Origin of the sequence: Stutzerimonas kunmingensis (assembly GCF_900114065.1) — a bacterium.
GTDB classification, from domain to species: Bacteria; Pseudomonadota; Gammaproteobacteria; order Pseudomonadales; family Pseudomonadaceae; genus Stutzerimonas; species Stutzerimonas kunmingensis.
The window spans coordinates 383948-406574 of record NZ_FORS01000003.1; the positions used below are offsets into that span (position 1 = coordinate 383948).

Consider the following 22627-nt stretch of genomic DNA (forward strand, 5'->3'; position numbering starts at 1 on the left):
AAAACGCGCGATGGTACTCCTGCCGCGCTTCCGATGCAGCCCGACATCCGACGAGACGCTGGCGTCAACTGGCGGGCTTTGTGCTTTGATTGGAGCTGATAGCGTTTCGCCAGAAGAGCGAGAGAATTTGACGGGCATACGGCGGGTCATCGGGTTGATATTGCTGCTGGCAAGCGCATCGTTGCCGGCCGAAGTGCTTCGTCTGGCCGGCAACGTCTGGCCGCCTTACACCGATCGCAGCCTGCCCGGGGAAGGATTGTCGGTCGAGCTCATCCGCACCGCGCTCGGCCGTGGGGGTTATCAGGTGGAATACATCGAAGTGCCCTGGGAGCGCGCTCTGCTGGGCCTGCGCAACGGCAGCTACGACATGATCAACGGCTGGCCGACGGTCAAGCGCGTCGACTACACGCTCAGCTCACGCCCGTTTCTGAGCAACCGGATGCGCTGGGTCCAGCGCCGCGAGAGCGACATCCGCTATGACGGGCTCGACAGCCTGATCGACCACCCCATCGCGCTGAGCCGGGGCTACATGTACAGCGACGAGCTGAACGAGGACACGCGGCTGCAGAAGGGCTATGCCGCCAACTTCGTCCAGGCGGCAAAGATGGTGCTTGCCGGGCGGGTCGACCTGACGCTGGAGGACGAGCGTACTGCGCTGTTCCATCTCGAGCGCGAGCTGGGGCATGAGCAGGATGCGCTCCGCTTCGTGCCGGGCGAGTTCCGGCGGGTGGGGCTGTCGCTGGTGGTGCGCAGCGATCATCCTCGGCTCAGCGATATCATCGCCACCTTCAACCGGGAGATCGCTGCGATGGTCGAGGATGGCAGTTACGCGGTGATCTTCGCGCGCCACGGAATGCCGGTCCCCACGGCGTTGCCTTAGTGGCCTTTTTGGTAAGTTCAGTTGGTCAATTTCGGCGCCCATGGTCCCGATACTGCGTTGCTGCTCCTCGCCATAGCCCGCTATGACTCGTCGCAGCGCCTTGTCTCGGAGCCATTTTCATCCGAACGTGCATCAACCAACTCACCGCACAGGCCACTAGCGCGAATCCTGTCCCTGGCCTGCCGGTTGTTGCTTGATCAGGTGGGAGGCCATGCTGCGCAGCGGTGCCAGCTGCCGGCAGATGAGCCCCAGCTGGGTCTGTACCAGACGATGGGCATCGTCCATCTCGTCCGGGGTCTGCTCCAGCTGCTGCGCCAGCGCCTCTTCATCTTCGCTGTAGATGGCGACGGGCTTGTTCTGCGCCAGCGCGCTGGCCAGGTCGTCGAGGCTGGTCGCCAGTTGCTGCGCGGCGCGCTCCAGCAGGGCATCGCTGGCGTCGTCCGGCAGGCTCTCGCGATGGGCGCCAAGGCCGGAGAGGTAGTTGAGCAAGGTGTGCGAGAGGATCAGGAAGCGGAAGCCGGTTTCGGCATCCTTGCGGAAGTGTCCGGGCTCCAGCAGCATGTTCGACAGCGTGGTGGACAGCGCTGCGTCGGCGTTGTGCGCGTTGCGCCGGGCCAGGCGATAGGCGAGGTCGTCGCGCTTGCCACTGTCGTACTGACGCATGATCTGGCGCAGGTAGTCGCTGTTGCAGCTGAGGGTGTTGGCGACCACCTGATTGAGGCGTCGACCCTGCCAGTCCGGCAGGATGAGGAACACCGCGGCAGCGGCGATCAGGCTGCCGAGCAGGGTATCGAACAGCCGCGGCCAGATCAGCCCGTAGCCATCGCCGACCTGGTTGAAGCAGAAAAGCACCATCAGCGTGATCGCCGCCGTGGCCAGGGTGTAGCGCGTGCTGCGGGTGGCGAAGAACACCACGCCAGCGACCACCGCGAACAAGGCCTGGATCGGCTGGCTGGGGAACAGATCGAACAGTGCCCAGCCGGCGATGAGGCCGAGCAAGGTGCCGCTGATGCGTTGCACCAGCTTGATTCGCGTGGCGCCGTAGTTCGGCTGGCAGACGAAGACCGTGGTCAGCAGCACCCAGTAACCCTGTTCGGGATGGATGGCATGCAGCACCGCGTAGCCGCAGACCAGGGCGATGGTCATGCGCAGGGCGTGGCGGAACAGCAGCGAAGTCGGCGTCAGCTGCAGGCGAATGCGATTGAATGCCTCGCGCAGGGACTGCGGCTGGCGGTCCAGCAGGCTGCTGTCCTGCTCGCCCTCCAGGGTGCCGGGGTCGCTGGCGCTGGCGAGCTGGCGCTGCAGCGTGGAAAGGTTGCCTGACAGCGCACGCAACGAGCGCAGCAGGCCGCGCCAGGCCGGATTGTTCTGCTCACGCAGGTGCTCCAGCGAGGCCTGCAGGTCCTCCAGCGCCTGCCCGTTGGCCTCGCTGTAGCGAAACACCTGGCGCATCTGGATAGCCTCGCCGAGGTCGACGCAGGCGCTGGCCTGCAGCCGCAACAGGCGCTGGCAGCGAAACAGCACATCGCTGTGGAAGAAGGCCTCGGCCAGCGCCTGGTAGGGATAATGCGACGAGCTGACCCGCTCGTGCAGATCCTGGGCGAGGAAATACAGCTTGAGGTAGTGATTGATCTTGCCGCCGCCGCGGCCGTTGCCCAGGCGATTCAGCAGCGTTTCCTTGGCTGCGTTGAGCGCGCTGACGACCCGGCCGTTCTGCTGCGCAAGTTCCAGGCGGCGCTGTTCCACGTCCAGCTGACGCACCGGCTCGAACAACGCGGCCTTGTAGCGAAAATACAGGCCCAGCTCGCGGTACAGCCGCGCCAGACTCTGCTGCACCGGCTGATGGGCGAACAGCGCGTTCCAGCCCACCGACAGCAGGCCGTACCAGGCCGCACCCGCCACCAGCAGCATGGGGTCGCGCCACAGATGCTGCAGTGCGCCATCGCGCTGATCGGCCGCGATCATGCTGTAGATCGCGAGAATCAGGGTGGCCTGGGCAATGGCCCCGTAGCGCTCGCCGAGCGCGCCGAGCATGACCAGCGCAAAGGTGGAAAGCGCCAGGCCGGCGACGAACAGCCAGGGGTATGGGAACAGCAGCTCCACCGCGACGGCGGCAATGCTGAAGCACAGCAACGTTACCAGCAGCGCGTTGAGACGTCCGAGCCAGCTGTCGTCGGTTTCCGCCAGCGCGCTGGCGATGATGCCGAGGAACAGCGGAATGATCAGTGTTGGCTGCCCGAGATACCAGCTCAGACCCATGCTGCCGGCCATGGCGATCAGTACACGCAGGCTGTAGCCGAACTTCTCCAGCGCCCACAGGCGACGTAAAAACTGGCTGAGCGAGGGTTGCGGCATGGAGCGTTCCGTTGGGGGAGGCCAGATTGGACGAAGCTGCCACGAACACTGTCACGGCCGGCTCGTGCGTTCAACCATCCGGGCCGCAGAAGGTCGGCCCGGATACGCGCGTTCAGCAGCAGGCGAACCTTCTCAGAGGACGCGGACCTTTAGCGAGCGGCCCTTGATCTTACCTTCGTTCAGGCGTTTGAGTGCCTGCTTGGCGACGCCGCGCTCGACAGCGACGAACGCCTGGAAGTCGAAGATGGCGATCTTGCCGACCTGGGTCCCGGGGATGCCGGCATCACCCGTCAGTGCACCGAGGATGTCGCCCGGGCGCAGCTTGTCCTTGCGGCCCGCGCCAATGCACAGAGTCGCCATTGGTGGTTGCAATGGCGCGCCGGTCTTGGCCTTGAGCCCATCCAGTGGCTGCCAGTTGAGCGGCGCCTGCTGCAGCTTTTCGATGGCTTGCGCGCGATGGGCTTCGGCCGGGGCGACCAGGCTCATGGCCAGGCCCTGATTGCCGGCGCGGCCGGTCCGACCGACCCGGTGTACATGTATCTCCGGGTCGCGGGCCAGCTCGACGTTGATCACCATGTCCAGCGCATCGATATCCAGGCCGCGCGCGGCGACATCGGTCGCCACCAGCACCGAGAGGCTGCGGTTGGCGAACATCGCCAGCACCTGGTCGCGGTCACGCTGCTCCAGATCGCCATTGAGCGCCATGGCCGAGATGCCGTTGGCAATCAGGTGATCGACCAGCTCCTGGCACTGCTGCTTGGTGAAGCAGAAGGCCACGCAGCTTTCCGGTCGGAAGCTGGCGAGCAGGCGCAGGACCGCGTCCATGCGCTGCTCGGGGTCGATTTCGTAGAAGCGCTGTTCGATCTGTGCATCGTCATGCAGGGCTTCGGCACGCACTTGCTGCGGGTCGCGCATGAAGCTCGCGGACAGCTGCTTGATGCCGGCGGGGTAGGTGGCCGAGAACAGCAGGGTCTGCCGCTTGGTCGGTGTCTGGCCGATGATGTCGGCGATGGCGTCGTAGAAGCCCATGTCCAGCATGCGATCGGCTTCATCGAGCACCAGGGTGTTCAGCCCGTCGAGTTTCAGCGTGCCTTTCCTCAGATGTTCCTGGACCCGGCCCGGCGTGCCGACGATGACGTGCGCGCCATGCTCCAGCGAAGCGATCTGCGGACCGATGGAGATGCCGCCGCACAGCGTGAGAATCTTGATGTTGTCCGCCGCCCGTGCCAGCCGCCGCAGCTCCTTCGCCACCTGGTCGGCCAGCTCGCGTGTTGGACACAGCACCAGCGCCTGGCAACCGAAATAACGCGGATTGAGCGGGTCGAGCAGGGCGATGCCGAATGCGGCGGTCTTTCCACTGCCGGTCTTGGCCTGAGCGATCAGGTCGTGGCCCTTGAGCATGACCGGCAGGCTCTGCGCCTGGATCGGCGTCATCGCCGCGTAGCCGAGGGCTTCGAGGTTCGCCAGCATGGCGGCAGAAAGGGGCAGGGAGGAAAAGGCGGTACTGGGCACGGGAAGGATCTTCGGACGGGGAACGGCCTGCAGTCTATCAGGCCGACGCTGCACGCGCCGGTTGGTGGGCACCGAGATGGCTGTACGCCTGCACGGTGAAACGTTTTGCAAGACCGGCAGACGGAACCCCACGTCTTCGACCTGATCGAAATTTGTCCATTACCCGCTCCCAGGAGGTTGTTTTGTCTCGTGTTCTTTTCCTCGCCGGGCTGTTGGCGCTACCCGCTTTTGCCGACGAGCCCACCCTTTATGGACGTTATGAACACATCCAGGTCGCGGAGATCGGCAAGACCCTTCCCGCCAAGATGGATACCGGTGCCATGACCGCATCCCTTTCAGCGCGCGATATCGAGCAGTTCAAGCGAGATGGCGAGGACTGGGTGCGTTTCCGCCTGGCCGTCGATGGCGCGGATGACACCCTTTATGAGCAGCGCCTGCTGGGCATCAGTCGGATCAAGACGCGCGCGGAAGAGGGCGGCAATGTCGATCCCGACAGCGAGCCGCCCCGGGCTGAGCGACCGGTGATTGGCATGCAGCTGTGCATTGGCGATCGCCAGCGCGATGTGGAGGTCAACCTCACCGACCGCAGGCACTTCAGTTATCCGTTGTTGATCGGCGCCGAGACGATTCGTGATCTCAACGCGGCTATCTATCCAACCGAGAAGTACACGGCGGGTCGCCCGACCTGCTAGCGCGGCATCGCCAGCCAGCGACCATCCGGGCCGGACGGCATCGCCTCCGGCCCGGTCCTGGATATTCCTGCGATCGCACCTCCTCACTGCGGCATGAGCCACCATGCGCCATCTTCCTCCCGCTCCGCTTCGGCTTTTGCCCGAACGCTGACGGTCTGGAACGCGCCCGCCTGATCGGAATCCTGCCCGACAGAATGGGTTCGCAAAATAGCGCTTGCAATCCGCAGGAAATATATAAGCGGTAGTTTGATTGCTGCTATTTGCGTTTTGGGGATTAACGATAATTAAGAAGTTGAGTTGCCAATATGTAAGGCTGCATCTTTCTTTATTTAAATCCGTGCTTTTTATTCAGTTGTTATTTGGTCATCTGGTGCATATGAGTCACGTGACCGACCGGTCTCGCAAGTGCGCCAGCGAGTCGTTCGACCTCGGTGCGAGTCTCCGCGTCACCCCGCCGCACCGGTCGGCGTCAAAACCGTCTGCCGCGAAGGTTACGGCGAGCGGTCTGCACGATGGCTCTTGGCCACCCGAGACCCTCTCTCCAGGGGGCTTCCAGCGGCTGAATTGGTCTACTCTTGTTGTTCGTCAGACTAAAGTCGGGGCTTTCATTCATTAACCCACCCCTGTTAAATTCAGGATGTGGGTTCCCTTCACACGCAATAAAAATAAGGCGGAGAACGTCAATGGCCGACAACGATAAAGAAAATGCTGCTGCGTACTGGAAGGCGAATGTTCGCCTCATTACATGGAGCTTGGTGGTTTGGGCTCTGGTCTCTTATGGTTTTGCAATCCTCTTGCGTCCTCTGCTCTCCGGAATCCCAGTCGGGGGTTCGGATCTAGGCTTCTGGTTCGCTCAACAGGGTTCCATCATCACGTTCATTTTGATCATCTTCCACTACGCGTGGCGGCTGAACAAACTGGACAAGGAATTCGGGGTTGAGGAGTAACCACAATGAGCCAATATTGGATCAACATGCTGTTCGTGGGCGCCTCGTTCCTGCTTTATATCGGGATCGCGGTCTGGGCTCGCGCCGGGTCAACTAAAGAGTTCTATGTCGCTGGTGGGGGCGTTCACCCTGTAACCAACGGCATGGCAACGGCGGCAGACTGGATGTCTGCAGCCTCCTTCATTTCCATGGCCGGTCTGATCGCCTCTGGCGGTTACGCCACTTCGGTCTACCTGATGGGCTGGACTGGTGGCTATGTGCTGCTGGCGATGCTGCTGGCGCCCTACCTGCGCAAATTCGGCAAGTTCACCGTGCCGGACTTCATCGGTGACCGTTTCTACAGCCGTGGCGCTCGCCTGGTAGCTGTCGTCTGCCTCATCCTCATCTCCGTTACCTACGTAATCGGTCAGATGGCTGGTGCTGGCGTGGCGTTCTCCCGCTTCCTGGAAGTGAGCAACTCCGCTGGTATCTGGATTGCTGCTGCCATCGTGTTCGCCTACGCGGTATTCGGCGGCATGAAGGGCATCACCTACACCCAGGTGGCGCAGTACGTGGTTCTGATCATCGCCTACACCATTCCGGCCGTGTTCATCGCCATGCAGCTGACTGGCAACCCGATCCCGATGTTCGGCATGTTCAGCACCCATACCGAATCCGGTCTGCCGCTGCTGGAAAAACTGGACGCCGTCGTTCAGGACCTGGGCTTCGCTGCCTATACCGCTGACGTCGACAACAAGCTGAACATGTTCCTGTTCACCCTGTCGCTGATGATCGGTACTGCTGGTCTGCCGCACGTAATCATTCGCTTCTTCACCGTACCGAAGGTGGCCGACGCCCGCTGGTCCGCTGGCTGGACGCTGATCTTCATCGCCCTGCTGTACCTCACCGCCCCGGCCGTTGGCTCGATGGCGCGCCTGAACCTGGTAGACACCATCTATCCGGAAGGCCCGACTGCCGACGCGATTCGCTATGAAGATCGTCCGGAGTGGGTGCAGACCTGGGAACGTACCGGTCTGATCAAGTGGGAAGACAAGAACGCCGACGGTCGTGTGCAGATGTACAACGACGCTAACGCCGCCTTCACTCCGACCGCTACAGAGCGTGGCTGGAACGGCAACGAGCTGACCGTGAACAATGACATCATCGTTCTGGCCAACCCGGAGATCGCCAACCTGCCGGGCTGGGTCATCGGTCTGATCGCTGCGGGTGCTATCGCTGCTGCGCTCTCGACTGCTGCGGGTCTGCTGCTGGCGATTTCGTCTGCCATCAGTCATGACCTGATCAAGACACTCATCAATCCGAAGATCAGCGAGAAGAACGAAATGCTGGCCGCTCGTCTGTCCATGACGGCGGCGATTCTGCTGGCAACCTGGCTGGGTCTGAACCCACCTGGCTTCGCCGCGCAGGTGGTGGCTCTGGCGTTCGGTCTGGCGGCAGCGAGCCTGTTCCCGGCACTGATGATGGGTATCTTCTCCAAGCGCGTGAACAGCAAGGGTGCTGTCGCCGGTATGCTGGTTGGTGTGATCTCCACCGCGGTGTACATCTTCCTGTACCTGGGCTGGTTCTTCATCCCGGGCACCGCAAGCATCCCGAACACGCCTGATCAGTGGTGGATGGGCATCTCCCCGCAGGCCTTCGGTGCCGTGGGTGCGATTCTGAACTTCGCTGTTGCCTACGCCGTTTCGATGGCTACCGAGGCTCCGCCGCAGGAGATTCAGGATCTGGTCGAGAGCGTTCGTACCCCGAAGGGTGCTGGCGTTGCACTTGATCACTAACTGATAATGCAGCCGGACGTCAGACCTGCTCTGACACAAGGTTGAGGTAGAAGTCGGGCTTCCATATGGAAGCCCGATTTTTTTAGGGGGAGTTGTATATGTTCTGGCATTTAATCGCGGCAATCGTCGCAGGTGTGGCGGGAGCCGGTATCGGCCTGCTGTTGCGCTCACTGACGCGTAAGCGACTGCCGAAATGGATCATTCCCGCCTTCGCCGGTCTGGGAATGCTGAGTTACACCATTCATTACGAGTACACCTGGTTCGAAACCAAGCAAGCACGTCTGCCGGAAGGATCGCTGGTGGTGATGAGCGAAGAGGGCGAAATGCTCTGGCGCCCGTGGACGATGATCTATCCGATGCCGCTGGCCTATACGGTGCTGGACGGCGCGAACGCTCAGGTGCAGGACACCGACCAGGGCCGTCTTGGCCGCTTCGTGTTGTACCGTTTCGAGAAGCAACACCTGACGTCGATCGTGAAGAGCGCCAGCTATCAGCTGATCTGCACCGAGCGGGCGATGTTCAGACTGAATGAAGCCGGCCAGGCGAAGATCGAAACGCTTACCGAGCTGGAAGCCGATTCACCGCTTTATCAGGCTATTTGCGAGGCCGGGCGTTAACCGAACGCCTACGAGCTGCGGGTTCCGCGCATCAGCATTATCTGATGCGCGCCGCGAAGAAGAATTGATCGGTTCCGCAATGGGACCGAGTAGCCGGCATATGCGTCTGACAACCCGTCCGGTAGACGATGCTCCGTTCTGTCGCGAGCAGCCGTCGGCATATCACCCACGCAGTGAACTGCCACCCAGCCCGTTCAGATCGAGTTGAAGGCCGCCTTGCGCGCGCGTTGCCAGCAGCGCAGCCGCTGAGCCAGCTCGTCTAAGCTGGTCAGACCCACGCGTTGTGCGCGATTCATCAGGATCAGAGCGATTTCCGCGGTGGCCATGGCATCGGCGGATGCGTTGTGCCGCTGAGGGATATGTATGTTGAAGTAGTCGAGCCAGTGATCCAGCCCGCCGCGATGGATCATCGCCTCGGGAAACAGCATGGGTGCCAGGTCGGCCACATCGAGGAAGGTGTGTTCCAGCGAGTAGCCCAGTTCGTTCTTCAACGCGCGACCTAGCATGCGCTGATCAAAGGGCGCGTGAAAGGCGAGGATGACGCTGCCCGCGGCGAACTCCATGAAACTGAGCAGCGCTTCGGACGGTGGCAAGCCGTTGGCCAGCTCGCTCGGGGCGATCCCGTGGATCAGTACGCTTTCAGTGACCTTGACCTGACGGCAGAGGGTGCATTCGAACTGCTGGGAATAGTCGATGGCGCCGTCTTCGATGACCACTGCGCCGATGGCGATGACCAGGTCGCGCTTGAGGTGCAGCCCGGTGGTTTCCAGATCCAGCACCACCAGACGCTGCTGCCGCAACGGGACCGCCTGTGGCGGCAGCGGGCGCGCCAGCTCGGCAACACGTTGCTGCTGCTCGGGAGGCAGCTTCGGACCGCGGGGGTTGAACCAGAACATACTCATAGTTGATAGCGCACCGCGAGACTGGCCTGTAACCGCTGGGCCTGGCGGAAGGACTCGCGCAGGATTCGGCGGTCCAGCACGTTGAGAGTATCCGGATCCAGGCGGTTGGAATAGGGCAGTCCATCGCGTGCCTGCTGTTGATGGTGCTGCATGCGTGTCTGCTGGATGAAATGGTAGGCCTCTTCATAGGCCGCGCCATCCTTCGCTTCGATGACGCCTTTCTCCACCAGCTTGCGCAGCCGCTCCAGCGTGTTGCAGGTGCCGATGTCGTTGCTCAGTGCAAGCAGGCGGGCGCCATCGACGAAGGGTGTCAGGCCCTGCACCTTGAGGTCGAGCGTGTCTTTGCCTTCGCCCTTGCGCGCCACGACGAAATCACGGAAGCGGCCCACCGGCGGGCGATGACGCAAGGCGTTTTCGGCCATCATGCGCTGGAACAGGCGGTTGTCGTTGATTTCCTCGAGCAGGTCGCGGCGCAGCTGTTCGCAGCCTTCGGCGGGGCCCCAGATGCTGCGCAGATCGAAATAGATGGTGCTGCCGAGCAGATTTTCCGGCGTTGCCTCGCGCACGAAGGAGCTGAAGCGGCGGCTCCATTCCTGGCGCGACAGGCACAGCTGCGGGTTGCTGGCCATGATGTTGCCTTTGCACAGCGTGAAACCGCAGGTGTCTAGGTCACGGTTGATGCGTTCGGCGAGCGGCAGCAGACGTCCGCGGATATGCGCGGCCTCCGCGGCGTCGGCGGCCTCGAAGAGGATGCCGTTGTCCTGGTCGGTGTACAGGGTCTGCTCCTGGCGGCCTTCGCTGCCGAAACACAGCCAGGTGAAGGGCACGCCCGGATCGCCAATGTGCTGGATGGCCAGCTCGATCACCCGGCATACGGTGTGATCATTGAGCAGCGTGACGATATGGGTGATCTGGGTCGACGAGGCGCCGTGGGCGAGCATGTTGTCGACCAGTTGCTTGATGCGATCGCGGATGACCACCAGCGCATCGACGCGATCGGCGTGACGGATGGTCTGCGCCAGGTGCACCAGATCCACGCGCTGCAGGGAAAACAGGTCGCGCTCGGAAATTACGCCACGCAGCAGGCCATTCTCCACCACGCAAACATGGGCGATGTGCCGTTCGGTCATGGCGATCGCCGCGTCGAAGGCTGTGGCGTCCGGCGGCAGGTAGAACGGATCGTGCGTCATGAACTGGGAGATCGGCTGGCTCAGGTCGGTGGTGCCGGTACCGATTACCCGTCGCAGATCGCGCAGTGTGAAGATGCCTTGCGGGTGCAAGGCTTCATCGACGATGACGATGCTGCCGACATTGCTCTCCTGCATCATCGCGACCGCCTCGTTGATCGGCTTGGACGGCAGGCAGGACACCGGGTGGTGAAGCGCCAGCTCGCCGATGCTTGTTTCGAGCGAGTACTGCTCGCCGAGGTTTTCCACCGCGCGCATCTGCGCCTGCTGGTTGACCAGGTCGAGCAGGCTGCTGACGCCACGCATGGCGAAATCACGGAACACCGGAGACTTGGAAACCAGCTGGACGAAGGCGGGCTTGCCGAGCAGGAAGCAGAAGGTGTCTTCGGCGGCCAGATGCGCGGTGCGGGTCGCTCGTTCGCCCATGAGCGCGGCCATCGGGAAGCATTCGCCGACGATGACCTCGAAGGTGGTGTCTGTGCCGCGCTTGGCGGTATGCGGGCGTTGACCATGCACGCGGCCCTGCTTGACGATATAAAACTGCTGCACCACGCCGTCTTCGGGGGAAATGATGCAATCGCCTTCGGCATAGAAGCGCAGCGCACAGTTCTCCACCAGGTAGGCCAGGTGGGCCGGCTCCATCTGGTTGAACGGAGCGTACTTGCGCAGAAACTCCATGGTGCCGTGGATGTTCTGCAGTACAGCCGTCTTCCCAGCGTCGGGTGTGCTCATGGTTGGCTTCCATTTTTTGTTAATGGTGGGCTGCAGGTCAGTCGGACCCAATTGGACGTAAGTCTAGTCAGCTCAAGGGGCGGGGGAGCTGATCAGGGTCAGCCTCATGTTTCGCGCTGTTGCGGTGAAACGCGGGCATGAAAAAGCCGGCCACCGGGGCCGGCTCCTTTGCTTCGTCATCGAGCTCAGGGCAGGGTGAACAGGACCTTGACCGAGTCATTGACGGCCGCGCTGTCGACGTAGCCAATGGCATCGGCTTCGGCCGCGACCCTGGCCACTACTGCGGCGTCATCGGCGACGCTCGGCAGCGGCTGGCCCTTGCCGGTGAAGATCAGGCCCGACCAATAGGACTTGAGCTGCGACTCGTTCTTGCTGGTCACGCCGGCGTAGAAGGCTTCCTTGGCCGGGTTCCAGCCTGCCTGGTCGACGCCCTTCAAGGACTTGTCCTTGCCCAGGAAGATGTTGGCGACCTCGGACTGTGACGGTGCCTTGGCTGCGCCGGGATTGACGATCACGGCCACCTCGGCCTGAGCCAGCGAAGCCAGGCCGAACAGCGCGGCAGCGCCGAGGATGCGAATGGATGCTTTCATCGGGACGCTCCTCAGAATACGAAATCGACGCCGACGGAAACGATGTCGCCGTCGTAGTTGCGGGCCGGGGCAATCCCGACGGCGTTGTCGAAGACCTCTTGAGCGCTACGGGTGAACACGCCGTCATAGCCATTCTTGGTATCGACGCGCTTGTACTCGCCCTTCACCACCACGGTCGGTGCGGCCTGGTAGTTCAAGCCCAGGGTCCAGGAGCTCTGACGGCCACCGTTGTCGTCCAGCTGTGCGTAGGTGACATGCGGCAGGAAGTCGCCGAAACGACGGCCGCCCATCAGGTAGAAGGAGTCGATCGCTTCCATGTCATCGTTCTCGATCATGCGCGAGGTCCACTCGTTGCTGCTGACCCAGGTGCCGTTGTCGTACTGGTAGCCGATCGAAGTGAACTTGCCTTTTTCCTTGTCCAGATCCAGCAGGCTGAGGGTTCGCATCGTGCCGCCGCCAACATCCACCGTGCCGCTGATATCGGTGGTGATATCCGCCTCGACATAACCGATGCGCAGCATGCCGAAATCGTTGGTGGCCAGGCTGACGCTGGCGCCGAACAGGTTGCCGTAGTCGATATCGAACTGCTCGTCGTAGGCGTAGTAGTCGCGGTTCTTTGCCTGACCGCCGGCGACCTGGAAGGTCACCGAGCCGTACGACAGCGGCACGGTGTAGACCGCATCGACGCCTTCGTAGTTGGTCACCTGGACCTGGCTGTAGACCTCGTCGGGCAGGCGCAGCCAAGGGTAGCTGTAGCCGACGTCGAGGCTTTCGGAATACATGTAGACCGGGCTGCGCAGGCGGCCGGCGCGGAGCATCAGCTGGTCGTTGGCCTGCAGCGACAGGTAGGCCCATTCCAGGTTGGCTTTCCACTCGTCCTGTTGCGCCTTGGCCGTGGCCTGAACAGTCACCCCCAGGGTGTCGGTGATGCCGTAGCTCAGCTGCGCGCCGAACTTGGACAGCTGATCGCCGCGCCAGGAATCGTTGGTTTGGCCCTGGATGCCGTAGCTGCGACCGTCATCTTCGCCGCTGAGGTGGGTGAAACCGACGGTACCGAAACCGTTGAAGCGATGTTCACCCTGTTCGAGGGCGAAGGCAGGGGTGACGGCCAGGCAGACAGCTGCCAGACCGGCGACACGAAGTGCAGTCATTGGATGCTCCAGAAAATCGTTAAACACGGAATTGGCCCGTAGCCGCGCGCAGGTGGTCTCCGGTACTCACCAATTGCTCGCCAAGGCGGGCGGTGGCTTCGGCGCCGTTAGCGGTTGCTTGTGCGTCCTGCTGCAACACTTGAGTTTCTTGTTGGATGGAACTCGACAGGCCGATCTGCTCCTGTGTGAACTGAGCGATGCCGGCGTTGAGTTCGTCGATCTGGTTGACCGTGCGTGCAATGGCTTCCAGCAGCTGCGTAGCCTCGATGGAACGTTCGATGCTGGCGCGGGATTTCTCGCCGTTGCTGGTCATAACGTTGAGCACGGTGTTGGCGCTGTTCTGCAGGCGCTGGATGATCTGCTGGATCTCGGCGGTGGATGCTGCGGTCTTCTGCGCCAGGTTGCGCACCTCATCGGCGACGACCGCGAAGCCGCGGCCTTGCTCGCCAGCGCGGGCGGCTTCGATGGCGGCGTTGAGTGCCAACAGATTGGTCTGCTCGGCGATGCTGCGGATCACGGTCAGTACCGAACCGACTTCTTGGGTTTCTTCCTCGAGCTGTTCCATGGCCTTGACCGCGCCCATCACGCTGTCACCCAGGTCACTGATGCCGGTCGACAGGCTGCCGACATGCTCACGTGCGGTGGCGGCCTGGCGTGCTGCGGAGTTGGCCTCGTCGGAAGCCTGCTGCGAGCGCTGCGCCACTTCCTGAATGCTGCCGGTCATGGTGAGGATGTCGCGGGTGATCGAGTCGGTGTGGTGCTGTTGCGACTTGGCGTTTTCTTCCGAGCCCTGGGTGAGCTTGTACAGCTCCTTCGAAACCTGGCTCAGCGGGGTGGCGGCATCGATGATCTGGCGAATGGTGCGTTGCAGCTTGTCGAGGAAGCTGTTGAACAGCTCGATCATCGCGCCGATTTCGTCGTTGGATTGGACGTTTACGCGTTGCGTCAGATCACCATCGCCGCGAGCGATCGACTGCAATGAAGTGATCACGCCGCGGATGTTGACCATCACACTGCGAATCACCAGCCAGGCGCCAAGGCTGACCAGCACGACCAGCACCAGACTGAGAATGATGCCCAGACGGGTGGTTGCAGCATTGGCTTCGCGGGTCTGCACCAGGGTCTGCTGGAAATCCTCGTAAGCCTGCGCACGGAAGTCGCTGCCAAGCTTCTGCGCCTGCGCCAGGTCACTGGCCATGCGATCCAGGCTAGGGCGCAGATCATCGAACGACGCACTGCCGTCGATCAGCTTGGTCGAGGCGGCGAGCGCATTGTCGGCGTAGTCGCGCACGGCCTTACGCCAGTCGCCCAGCGCCTGATGCTGCTGTCGCTGATCGCTCAGCAAGCTCGCCAGAGATTGCTGCTGCGTATCGATCTGCTGTAGCACCTCGCGGGCTTCGTCGAGGATGCCCGCTTCACCCGCTGCGACCGCGTTGTTCAGCAGAGCCGGCACGCGGGAAAACTGGAAGATCACCGCATCTGCCTTCTCCAGTGTGGGATAGCCGCGCGTCTCGAGAAACACCAGGCGCGAGTCGGTAGCCGAGAGCTGAAGCGAGGTATAGGCCACATACAAAACTAGCCCGAACAGGGCCACCGCTGGTACCAATGAAAGCTTGGCGGTCAGCGAGAAGTTTTTCAGCATGCATCGACTCCAGGAAGGCTATGAATACGAGGAGAGCACTTAGTGGCCAAATGGCATCATATTGTGATTTTGACCGAAAAGGCGTTTCTGGTCACGTTATCGGTTGTAACAGAATTATCTTGAGCACCGTTCGGCGGTTTCGAGGCACAAAAAAACCGCCCCGGAGGGCGGCTTCTTTTGCACCTATTTCGCGGGTTACAGACCGTTTTTGGCCTTGAACTCGCGGCGGCGGCGGTGCAGTACCGGCTCGGTGTAGCCGTTGGGCTGCTTGGTGCCTTCGAGGACCAGCTCCAGGGCAGCCTGGAAGGCCACGCTGTTGTCGAAGTCCGGCGCCATCGGGCGGTACAGCGGATCACCCTGGTTCTGACGGTCAACCACCGGCGCCATGCGTTTGAGGCTTGCGAGCACCTGATCCTTGGTAACGACGCCATGACGCATCCAGTTGGCTACGTGCTGGCTGGAGATACGCAGGGTGGCGCGGTCTTCCATCAGTGCGATGTCGTTGATGTCCGGCACCTTGGAGCAACCGACGCCCTGTTCGACCCAGCGGACCATGTAGCCGAGGATGCCCTGCGAGTTGTTGTCCAGCTCGTTCTGTTTCTCTTCCTCGCTCCAGTTGGTGTCTTGCGCCAGCGGGATGGTGAGGATGTCGTCGATGGAAGCTTTTTCGCGCTTGGCCAGTTCGACCTGACGCGCCTGCACGTCGATCTTGTGGTAGTGCATGGCGTGCAGGGTGGCTGCGGTTGGCGACGGTACCCACGCGGTGTTGGCACCGGCCATGGGGTGGCCGACCTTCTGCTCGAGCATCGCGGCCATCAGGTCAGGCATGGCCCACATGCCCTTGCCGATCTGCGCCTTGCCCTGCAGACCGCAGGCCAGACCCACGTCGACGTTGTTGTTCTCGTAGGCGCCGATCCACTTCTCGGCCTTCATGGCCGCCTTGCGTACCATCGGGCCGGCTTCCATGGAGGTGTGGATTTCGTCACCGGTGCGGTCGAGGAAGCCGGTGTTGATGAACACCACGCGCTCGCGCGCTTCCTTGATGCAGGCCTTGAGGTTGATCGTGGTACGACGCTCCTCGTCCATGATGCCGACCTTGAGGGTGTTGCGCGGCAGACCGAGGACGTCCTCGACGCGGCCGAACAGCTCGGTGGCGAAGGCCACTTCTTCCGGGCCGTGCATCTTCGGCTTGACGATGTACATCGAGCCGGTGCGAGTGTTCTTGCGGCTGGTGTTGCCGTTGAGGTTGTGCACCGCGATCAGGCTGGTGAACAGGCCGTCCATGATGCCTTCCGGCACCTCGTTGCCTTCCTTGTCGAGGATGGCATCGTTGGTCATCAGGTGACCGACGTTACGGATGAACAGCAGGGAGCGGCCATGCAGGGTCAGCTCGCCGTTGCCGTCGGCCTTGGTGTAGACGCGGTCCGGGTTCATCGCGCGGGTGATGCGCTTGCCGCCCTTTTCCAGCTCCTCGACCAGGTCGCCCTTCATCAGGCCGAGCCAGTTGCGATAGACGATGGTCTTGTCGTCGGCGTCGACGGCGGCGATGGAGTCTTCGCAGTCCATGATGGTGGTCAGCGCCGATTCCATCAGGATGTCCTTCACGCCGGCAGCGTCGGTCTGGCCGATCGGGCTGGCCGGGTCGATCTGGATCTCGAAGTGAATGCCGTTGTTCTTCAGCAGCACAGCGATCGGTGCGCTGGCTTCGCCCTGGAAGCCCTGCAGCTGGGCCGGGTTCTTCAGGCCGGTGGTGCTGCCGTCCTTCAGCGAAACGACCAGCTTGCCGCCTTCGATGCGGTAGCCGGTGGAGTCGACGTGCGAGCCGCTTTCCAGCGGTGCGGCTTCATTGAGGAAGTTGCGCGCGTAGGCGATGACCTTGTTGCCGCGGATCTCGTTGTAGCCCGGGCCCTTGCTGGCGCCGTCTTCTTCGGAGATCGCGTCGGTGCCGTACAGCGCGTCGTATAGCGAGCCCCAGCGCGCGTTGGCGGCGTTCAGGGCGAAGCGCGCGTTCATGATCGGCACCACCAGCTGCGGGCCGGCCATGCGGGCGATTTCTTCGTCGACGTTCTCGGTGGTGGCCTGGAAGTCTTCGGCTTCCGGCAGCAGGTAGCCGATTTCCTGCAGGAAGCGCTTGTATGCCACGGCGTCGTGGGCCTGACCGGCGCGAGCCTGGTGCCAGGCGTCGATCTGCGCCTGCAGCTCGTCGCGCTTGGCCAGCAGCGCGCGGTTCTTCGGCGCCAGGTCGTGGATGACGCTGTCGGCGCCAGCCCAGAAGGCGGCGGCATCGACGCCGGTACCGGGAATCGCTTCGTTGTTCACGAAGTCGTACAGGACTTTGGCGACCTGCAGGCCACCGACTTGAACGCGCTCAGTCATTACTCGCCTCACTTGGTTCTTCTAATTCGACGGACAGTTTCGTTTCTTGTAGTCCGAGTCGCCGGATACTACATGAAGCGCCGGGGAAAATCAGTCCGCCGAAGGAGCCGGTAGTTTCGGCCTTGCGACGCCGGGCGAGGGCGCCGCAGACTGTCGTCGGGGCGGCTGCCTGCTATACCTAATGGGCCGTCGCTACCGCGTGAGCGAATTCCCAGCACAGGAGCCGTCCATGGATCACCTCGTTCTTACCGTCATTGCCGAAGATCAGCCAGGTCTGGTCGAACGACTGGCCAAGTGCATCGCCGATCACGGCGGCAACTGGCTGGAGAGCCGGATGTCGCGCATGGCCGGACAGTTCGCCGGCATCCTGCGCGTGGCCGTGCCGCAGCAGGCGCATGCCGAGCTGACCGCCGCATTGCAGGGGCTTGAGGCGCAGGGCATTCGCGTCCTGCTGGCGCACAGCGGCACGGAGCCAGCGGCGAGCTGGCAGGAAATTCAGCTGGAGCTGGTCGGCAACGACCGCCCAGGCATCGTCCGCGACATCACCCGTCTGCTCGCCGAGCATGGAGTGAATCTGGAAAGCCTGGATACCGAGGTGCTGCCGGCGCCGATGAGCAGCGAGCTGCTGTTCCGTGCCGAGGTGCGCCTGGCCGTGCCGAGCGAACTGTCGCTGGAAGTGCTGCAGCAGCGCCTGGAAACCCTGGCCGACGACCTGATGGTCGAACTCAAGCTGCAGCCGACAGAGAAATCCTAGTCGTTCGCCGGCATTTTCAGCCGGTGCCTTTGCGCATGATGCGCCAGGCGTCCAGGCTGTACACCGCAAGCCCGGCCCAGATGCAGAAGAAGGCCAATTGACGATCGACCGGGAACGGCTCGTCGAACAACTGCACGGCGAGGATCAGCAGCAGCGTCGGCGTCAGGTACTGCAAAAAGCCCAGCGTCGAATACGGCAGGTGGCGCGCGGCGGCGTTGAAGCCGAGCAGCGGGATCAGCGTCACCGGGCCTGCGGCCATCAGCCAGAGCGCGTCGGTGCTGGTCCAGAACGCAGGTTCGGTGCTGGTGCCGCTGCTGAACCAGAACAGCCAGACCAGCGCTACCGGCAACAATATCCAGGTTTCCACCACCAGCCCGGGCAACGCGGCCACCGGTGCCAGCTTGCGTAGCAGACCGTAGCTGCCGAAGCTCAGCGCCAGCACGATGGAAATCCACGGGAATTCGCCGAGCATCAGCAGCTGCAGGCTGACGCCGACGGTGGCCATCGCCACCGCCAGCCACTGCAGCGGGCGCAGCCGCTCGCGCAGCACGATCATGCCGAGCAGCACGTTGACCAGCGGATTGATGTAGTAGCCCAGGCTGGCTTCGACCATCCGGTCGTGGTTCACCGCCCAGACGTAGATCAGCCAGTTGGCGGCGATCAGCACACTGGAGATGCCGAGCACGCCAAGCCGTCGCGGGTGCGCGAGCAGTTCGCGCCACCAGCCGGGGTGACGCCAGACCAGCAGCACCAGCGAGCCGAACACTGCCGACCAGATCACCCGCTGGGTAACGATCTCCAGCGCGCCGTACTGCTCGAGTGCCTTGAAGTAGAGCGGGAACATGCCCCAGATGCTGAACGTGGCCAGCCCCAGCAGATAACCCTTGCGCAGATTGGCGGTAGCCATGACGTCCTTCGACGAGCAGCGGAGAGCCGGCCATTTTGCGCCTTTGTCCGGAGGAGAGAAAGATTAGGCGGCTAACGTAAAGCCACGGCGCGACCAGCTGCGCCGATCCGGCGGATGAGGGAACGCGCGAAGGATCGTTCCGTCTCATCTGCATCGCCAATCGAAACGGCGTCGCGTTCAGGCGACGTGCGTACGGAGGTCGCAATGCGCTTGCAGAATCAGGTGGCTCTGGTCACCGGCAGTACTCACGGCATCGGCCTCGGCATCGCCGTGCGCCTGGCCGAGGAGGGGGCCGACGTGGTCATCAACGGTCGCGAGGAAGATGACGAGGCCCGTGCGAGCCTCGAGCAAGTACGCGCCGTGGGGCGGCGGGTTTGCTTCATCGCCGCGGACGTCAGCCAGGTCGAGCAATGCCAGCGGCTGGTGCGCGAGAGCGTCGAGCGCATGGGCCGCCTGGATATCCTGGTGAACAACGCCGGGGTGCAGGCGCACGCCGCATTTCTCGACGCCGAGGAGGGCGACTACGACCGGGTACTCGACGTCAACCTGCGCGGCCCGTTCTTCCTCGCGCAGGCCTTCGCCCGCTATCTGCGCGAGCAAGGCCGTGGCGGGCGGATCATCAACAACAGTTCGGTGCACGAGGAATTGCCGCACCCCAACTTCACCGCCTACTGTGCGAGCAAGGGCGGACTGAAGATGCTCATGCGCAACATCGCCATCGAGCTCGCGCCGCTGGGCATCACTGTGAACAACGTGGCGCCGGGCGCAGTGGAAACGCCGATCAATCGCGAGCTGATGAACCAGCCGGAGAAGCTCGCCAGCCTGCTGCAGAACATCCCCGTCGGACGCCTCGGCAGGCCACGCGATGTGGCCGGGGTCGTCGCCTTTCTGGCTTCTCCGGATGCCGACTACATCACCGGGACTACCCTGGTGGTCGATGGCGGTCTGTTATGGAATTACAGCGAACAATGACCAGTAGCCAGTCGTACCAGCCGTTCAGCCATGACGTCAGCGCCATCTCGCTGGCCGATACCCTAAGCCCCGCCGATCGCTATCAGGAGCTGTTCGTCGCGGTGCAGATGCAGCGCATCTTTCCCGACAGCAAGACCTTCGTCGACTGCGCGCCGCGGCGCCATCCCGAAGTCATCCTCGAGGCTTACCGCGCCCGCTGCAATGAGCCCGGCTTCGATCTCGGCGCCTTCGTCCACGAGCACTTCAGCCTTTACGAGATGCCGGTCAGGGAATTCGTCGCCAACCCCGACGACAGCCTGGCCGAACACATCGACCGGCTCTGGCCGATGCTCACCCGGCAGCCGCAGGACCATCCCGAGCATTCCTCGCTGCTGCCGCTGCCGCACCCGTACGTGGTGCCAGGCGGGCGCTTCACCGAGCTGTATTACTGGGATTCCTACTTCACCATGCTCGGCCTGGACGAGAGCGGGCACTGCGATCTGCTGCGCTCGATGGCGGACAACTTCGCCTACCTGATCGACACCTACGGCCATGTGCCCAATGGCAACCGCACCTACTACCTCGGCCGTTCGCAGCCGCCGGTGTTCGCCCTGATGACCGAGCTGTTCGAGGAAAACGGCGTGCACCGGGCCAGCGATTACCTGCCGCAGCTGCACAAGGAATATGCCTTCTGGATGGAGGGTGCCGATGCGCTGCGCCCCGGTGAGCGGCACCGGCGCTGCGTCTGCCTGGCCGACGGCGTGGTGCTCAACCGTTACTGGGACGAGCGCGATACGCCGCGCGAGGAGTCCTATCGCGAAGACGTCGAGACCGCCCGCGCCAGTTGCCGGCCGCGGCACGAGGTTTATCGTGACCTGCGCGCCGGTGCCGAATCGGGCTGGGACTTCAGCTCGCGCTGGCTGGACGATGCGCACCGGCTGGCGACCATCCGCACCACCAGCATCCTGCCCATCGACCTCAATGCGTTGCTCTACAAGCTCGAGCGGCAGATCGCCGAGCTGTCGGCGGTGAAGGGCCAGCAGGCCTGTGCCGAGAATTTTGCCCGGCGCGCCGAAATTCGCCTGGCAGCGATCGACCACTACCTGTGGAATCCGCGCGCCGGCGCCTACTTCGACTATGACTGGCGGCGCGGCCGGCAACGCGACAACCTCACCGCCGCGACCCTGGCACCGCTGTTCGTGCGCATGGCCAGTGCCGAGCAGGCGGCAGCGGTCGCGGCAACCGTGCGCGCCCGCCTGCTGGCCCCGGGCGGGCTGGCCACCACCGAGATCAGCGGCAGCGGCGAGCAGTGGGATCGCCCCAACGGCTGGGCGCCGCTGCAGTGGATCGCCATTCGCGGCCTGCAGCACTACGGCCATGACGCGCTGGCGCTGGACATCGAGGAGCGCTGGCTGACCATCGTCAGCCACCTGTTCGAGCGCGAGAACAAGCTGGTGGAGAAATACGTGCTGCGGCCCTGTACCGAGCACGCCGGTGGCGGCGAATATCCCCTGCAGGACGGCTTCGGCTGGACCAACGGCGTCACGCGCAAGCTTATGCAGCAGGGCCCCAGTCATCAGGCCAACCGCTGCCGGGCCGGGCACTGTCGCCCGCCGCCCTAGGACATCTGGCGCGATGGTTGCGCGTAATCTCCCTACAAATGCAATGGATCAATAGTTATCGTACAACTGCTGGGCTATGATGACGGTTGCTTCCGCTTCTCAGAGATCGCCGTCCATGGATAACCAGAGCGCCCAGCCACGCGCCCGTCGCAAACACCGCAGCCTCGCTCAGGAGCTGGTCGCCGAACTGTCGCAGCAGATCCGCGACGGCATGTTGAAGCGCGGCGACAAGCTGCCGACCGAGTCCGCCATCATGCAGACGCAGGGTGTGAGTCGCACGGTGGTGCGCGAGGCGATCTCGCGCCTGCAGGCCTCGGGCCTGGTGGAAACGCGGCACGGCATCGGCACCTTCGTGCTGGATACGCCGAGCACCACCGGGCTGCGCATCGACCCGGCGACCATCGGCACCTTGCGCGACCTGCTGGCGATTCTGGAATTGCGCATCAGCCTGGAAGTGGAATCGGCCGGGCTGGCTGCGCAGCGTCGCTCGCCTGAGCAACTGGCCGCGATGCGCGCCTTTCTCGATCAGCTCAACCAGAGCGCGGCGCACTCCAGCGATGCGGTGTCATCGGATTTCCAGTTCCATCTGCAGATCGCCGAAGCCACCGGCAACCGCTACTTCACCGACATCATGAGCCACCTGGGTACCACGCTGATCCCGCGCAGCCGGGTCAATTCCGCGCGACTGGCCCATGACGACCAGCAGCATTACCAGGCGCGCCTGGGCCGCGAGCACGAGCAGATTTACGAGGCCATCGAGCGCCAGGACCCGGAATCCGCGCGGGCGGCCATGCGGCTGCACCTGACCAACAGCCGCGAGCGGCTGCGCCAGGCCCATGAGGAGGCGGAGGCGAGCAAGGTTGGCAGTTAAGCCTCCTGGCTTTGTGCTTTGCTACTGAGTAACCCTCGCTGCGGCCGTCCCTCGGCCGTAGCCAGCATCGGGCAGGATTGTGTCAGGGCTTTGCAGCAGCCCCTCTCGCCCGCTGTCCACTGGCCGACCCGCTGAAGCGCACGTGGCATATGGCGCTATGAGGC

18 protein-coding genes are annotated in these 22627 nt (G+C 63.1%); 9 read left to right on the forward strand and 9 right to left on the reverse strand.

Annotated elements, in window-relative coordinates:
- Window positions 1-10: 10 nt before the first annotated feature.
- On the forward strand, window positions 11-880 hold the full coding sequence (locus tag BM275_RS09860; RefSeq protein ID WP_244153870.1) for a substrate-binding periplasmic protein: 870 nt from the start codon (window positions 11-13) through the stop codon (window positions 878-880).
- A gap of 156 nt (window positions 881-1036) precedes the next feature.
- Here the strand turns inward: BM275_RS09860 and yccS are convergent, their stop codons facing one another.
- Together yccS and dbpA are read right to left on the reverse strand one after the other, a co-directional pair.
- Window positions 1037-3235 (reverse strand): YccS family putative transporter, encoded by a 2199-nt coding sequence (yccS, locus tag BM275_RS09865; protein ID WP_090520880.1) that lies wholly within the window; start codon window positions 3233-3235, stop codon window positions 1037-1039.
- Between the two features lie 132 nt (window positions 3236-3367).
- Window positions 3368-4747 carry an ATP-dependent RNA helicase DbpA gene (gene dbpA / locus BM275_RS09870; protein ID WP_090520882.1) on the reverse strand — a complete coding sequence of 460 codons (1380 nt, stop codon included), beginning with the start codon at window positions 4745-4747 and terminating at the stop codon, window positions 3368-3370.
- 182 nt (window positions 4748-4929) lie between these two features.
- On the opposite strand from dbpA, the gene rloA2 reads away from it, so the two are divergent.
- The 4 genes from rloA2 (at window position 4930) to BM275_RS09890 (ending at window position 8778) form a co-directional block, all read left to right on the forward strand.
- Complete coding sequence (rloA2, locus tag BM275_RS09875; protein WP_041015634.1) at window positions 4930-5439, forward strand: retropepsin-like aspartic peptidase RloA2; 510 nt, start codon at window positions 4930-4932, stop codon at window positions 5437-5439.
- Between the two features lie 683 nt (window positions 5440-6122).
- Window positions 6123-6386 carry a DUF4212 domain-containing protein gene (locus tag BM275_RS09880; protein WP_041015635.1) on the forward strand — a complete coding sequence of 88 codons (264 nt, stop codon included), beginning with the start codon at window positions 6123-6125 and terminating at the stop codon, window positions 6384-6386.
- Between the two features lie 5 nt (window positions 6387-6391).
- A complete protein-coding gene (locus tag BM275_RS09885; RefSeq protein WP_023446028.1) occupies window positions 6392-8161 on the forward strand; it encodes a sodium:solute symporter family protein in 1770 nt (589 codons plus the stop codon).
- Between the two features lie 98 nt (window positions 8162-8259).
- The gene (locus tag BM275_RS09890) at window positions 8260-8778 is read left to right on the forward strand and encodes a hypothetical protein (RefSeq protein WP_041015636.1); all 519 of its coding nucleotides are present in this window, start codon (window positions 8260-8262) and stop codon (window positions 8776-8778) included.
- Between the two features lie 194 nt (window positions 8779-8972).
- Here the strand turns inward: BM275_RS09890 and BM275_RS09895 are convergent, their stop codons facing one another.
- The 6 genes from BM275_RS09895 to BM275_RS09920 all read right to left on the reverse strand — a co-directional run bounded on the left by BM275_RS09895 (window position 8973) and on the right by BM275_RS09920 (window position 17358).
- Complete coding sequence (locus BM275_RS09895) at window positions 8973-9680, reverse strand: 3'-5' exonuclease (RefSeq protein WP_041015637.1); 708 nt, start codon at window positions 9678-9680, stop codon at window positions 8973-8975.
- Window positions 9677-11599, reverse strand: a complete 1923-nt coding sequence (locus BM275_RS09900; RefSeq protein ID WP_041015638.1) for a putative nucleotidyltransferase substrate binding domain-containing protein — start codon at window positions 11597-11599, stop codon at window positions 9677-9679. Before BM275_RS09900 ends, BM275_RS09895 begins: the two co-directional genes overlap by 4 nt.
- Window positions 11600-11784: 185 nt before the next feature.
- The gene (locus BM275_RS09905; RefSeq protein WP_014818801.1) at window positions 11785-12189 is read right to left on the reverse strand and encodes a hypothetical protein; all 405 of its coding nucleotides are present in this window, start codon (window positions 12187-12189) and stop codon (window positions 11785-11787) included.
- 11 nt (window positions 12190-12200) lie between these two features.
- Window positions 12201-13340 carry a porin family protein gene (locus BM275_RS09910; RefSeq protein ID WP_014818802.1) on the reverse strand — a complete coding sequence of 380 codons (1140 nt, stop codon included), beginning with the start codon at window positions 13338-13340 and terminating at the stop codon, window positions 12201-12203.
- A 19-nt stretch (window positions 13341-13359) separates the two neighbouring features.
- Entirely contained in the window at window positions 13360-14982 is a 1623-nt protein-coding gene (locus BM275_RS09915) for a methyl-accepting chemotaxis protein (RefSeq protein ID WP_041015639.1), read from the reverse strand.
- Between the two features lie 195 nt (window positions 14983-15177).
- Window positions 15178-17358 (reverse strand): malate synthase G, encoded by a 2181-nt coding sequence (locus BM275_RS09920; RefSeq protein ID WP_041015640.1) that lies wholly within the window; start codon window positions 17356-17358, stop codon window positions 15178-15180.
- Window positions 17359-17587: 229 nt separating this feature from the next.
- On the opposite strand from BM275_RS09920, the gene BM275_RS09925 reads away from it, so the two are divergent.
- Window positions 17588-18112: a glycine cleavage system transcriptional repressor gene (locus tag BM275_RS09925; protein WP_041015641.1), complete on the forward strand. Its 525-nt coding sequence runs from the start codon at window positions 17588-17590 to the stop codon at window positions 18110-18112.
- Between the two features lie 16 nt (window positions 18113-18128).
- On the opposite strand, the gene rarD is transcribed toward BM275_RS09925, so the two are convergent.
- Window positions 18129-19019 carry an EamA family transporter RarD gene (rarD, locus tag BM275_RS09930; protein ID WP_041015642.1) on the reverse strand — a complete coding sequence of 297 codons (891 nt, stop codon included), beginning with the start codon at window positions 19017-19019 and terminating at the stop codon, window positions 18129-18131.
- A 204-nt stretch (window positions 19020-19223) separates the two neighbouring features.
- Here rarD and BM275_RS09935 point away from each other — a divergent pair, with 204 nt between their 5' ends.
- The 3 genes from BM275_RS09935 to BM275_RS09945 all read left to right on the forward strand — a co-directional run bounded on the left by BM275_RS09935 (window position 19224) and on the right by BM275_RS09945 (window position 22463).
- Complete coding sequence (locus BM275_RS09935; protein ID WP_041015643.1) at window positions 19224-19991, forward strand: SDR family NAD(P)-dependent oxidoreductase; 768 nt, start codon at window positions 19224-19226, stop codon at window positions 19989-19991.
- A complete protein-coding gene (treF, locus tag BM275_RS09940; protein ID WP_090520885.1) occupies window positions 19988-21592 on the forward strand; it encodes an alpha,alpha-trehalase TreF in 1605 nt (534 codons plus the stop codon). Before BM275_RS09935 ends, treF begins: the two co-directional genes overlap by 4 nt.
- 115 nt (window positions 21593-21707) lie before the next feature.
- The gene (locus tag BM275_RS09945; protein WP_023445263.1) at window positions 21708-22463 is read left to right on the forward strand and encodes a FadR/GntR family transcriptional regulator; all 756 of its coding nucleotides are present in this window, start codon (window positions 21708-21710) and stop codon (window positions 22461-22463) included.
- The last annotated feature ends 164 nt before the right edge of the window (window positions 22464-22627 follow it).

What these genes read in the sequence shown, in the direction of transcription:
- BM275_RS09860 (WP_244153870.1), top strand. Translation starts at nt 11, where the DNA reads ATGGTACTCCTGCCGCGCTTCCGATGCAGCCCGACATCCGACGAGACG.
- yccS (WP_090520880.1), bottom strand. Translation starts at nt 3,235, where the DNA reads ATGCCGCAACCCTCGCTCAGCCAGTTTTTACGTCGCCTGTGGGCGCTG.
- BM275_RS09880 (WP_041015635.1), top strand. Translation starts at nt 6,123, where the DNA reads ATGGCCGACAACGATAAAGAAAATGCTGCTGCGTACTGGAAGGCGAAT.
- BM275_RS09885 (WP_023446028.1), top strand. Translation starts at nt 6,392, where the DNA reads ATGAGCCAATATTGGATCAACATGCTGTTCGTGGGCGCCTCGTTCCTG.
- BM275_RS09890 (WP_041015636.1), top strand. Translation starts at nt 8,260, where the DNA reads ATGTTCTGGCATTTAATCGCGGCAATCGTCGCAGGTGTGGCGGGAGCC.
- BM275_RS09895 (WP_041015637.1), bottom strand. Translation starts at nt 9,680, where the DNA reads ATGAGTATGTTCTGGTTCAACCCCCGCGGTCCGAAGCTGCCTCCCGAG.
- BM275_RS09900 (WP_041015638.1), bottom strand. Translation starts at nt 11,599, where the DNA reads ATGAGCACACCCGACGCTGGGAAGACGGCTGTACTGCAGAACATCCAC.
- BM275_RS09905 (WP_014818801.1), bottom strand. Translation starts at nt 12,189, where the DNA reads ATGAAAGCATCCATTCGCATCCTCGGCGCTGCCGCGCTGTTCGGCCTG.
- BM275_RS09910 (WP_014818802.1), bottom strand. Translation starts at nt 13,340, where the DNA reads ATGACTGCACTTCGTGTCGCCGGTCTGGCAGCTGTCTGCCTGGCCGTC.
- BM275_RS09915 (WP_041015639.1), bottom strand. Translation starts at nt 14,982, where the DNA reads ATGCTGAAAAACTTCTCGCTGACCGCCAAGCTTTCATTGGTACCAGCG.
- BM275_RS09920 (WP_041015640.1), bottom strand. Translation starts at nt 17,358, where the DNA reads ATGACTGAGCGCGTTCAAGTCGGTGGCCTGCAGGTCGCCAAAGTCCTG.
- BM275_RS09925 (WP_041015641.1), top strand. Translation starts at nt 17,588, where the DNA reads ATGGATCACCTCGTTCTTACCGTCATTGCCGAAGATCAGCCAGGTCTG.
- rarD (WP_041015642.1), bottom strand. Translation starts at nt 19,019, where the DNA reads ATGGCTACCGCCAATCTGCGCAAGGGTTATCTGCTGGGGCTGGCCACG.
- BM275_RS09935 (WP_041015643.1), top strand. Translation starts at nt 19,224, where the DNA reads ATGCGCTTGCAGAATCAGGTGGCTCTGGTCACCGGCAGTACTCACGGC.
- treF (WP_090520885.1), top strand. Translation starts at nt 19,988, where the DNA reads ATGACCAGTAGCCAGTCGTACCAGCCGTTCAGCCATGACGTCAGCGCC.
- BM275_RS09945 (WP_023445263.1), top strand. Translation starts at nt 21,708, where the DNA reads ATGGATAACCAGAGCGCCCAGCCACGCGCCCGTCGCAAACACCGCAGC.